The following is a 734-nucleotide window of genomic DNA, read 5'->3' as shown; positions in this document are numbered from 1 at the left end:
CCCTTACAATTTCTCAAACCAATTGTTTAATAGCGGTTAAATATGGCTATATACACTACAATAATAAGATTTTGAAAAGTGAGATTGTTTTTTTGAAAGGATTTAAATGCCTATTATAAGGGTTTTAGTAATGCTTGCAACAATGATGATGAAGTTAGGAAAAACGGCAAAAGAAAAGAAAGTTTTTAAGAATGTGGGAATGTCTATAATGGGGATTGCTTTTTGGGAGGCGATAAAAGACTCGATAAAAAAACAAATTAAAAAAAGCAATTGGATATGTGGGAATGTTAAGACTGCAGATGATTATTTAAAAACGCATCCTAACTCATGGTTTAATTCAGCAATAGGTGTAACAACGATAACAGCCATGCTTATGAATGTGTGTTTTGCTGATGACCAATCCAAAAAAGAAGTGGCTGAAACTCAAAAGGAAGCTGAAAATGCTAGGGATAGAGCAAACAAGAGTGGGATAGAACTGGAACAAGAAAAACAAAAGACAAGCAATATAGAGACTAATAACCAAATAAAAGTAGAACAAGAAAAACAAAAGACAGAACAAGAAAAACAAAAGACAGAACAAGAAAAACAAAAGACAGAACAAGAAAAACAAAAGACAGAACAAGAACAACAAAAGACAGAACAAGAACAACAAAAGACAGAACAAGAAAAACAAAAGACAAGCAATATAGAGACTAACAATCAAATAAAAGTAGAACAAGAACAACAAAAGACAG

Annotated in this window: 1 protein-coding gene; it reads left to right on the top strand. The window is 31.7% G+C overall.

Features of this window, described 5'->3' with window-relative positions; translation table 11 throughout:
* Positions 1–106: 106 nt before the first annotated feature.
* Positions 107–734 (top strand): DUF874 family protein (locus I6852_RS07880; protein WP_197292082.1); only part of this gene is annotated, 628 nt, incomplete at its 3' end.

The organism is Helicobacter pylori (genome assembly GCF_015904775.1).
Taxonomy (GTDB): domain Bacteria; phylum Campylobacterota; class Campylobacteria; order Campylobacterales; family Helicobacteraceae; genus Helicobacter; species Helicobacter pylori_DM.
This window is presented reverse-complemented; position numbering and strand designations above follow the sequence as displayed.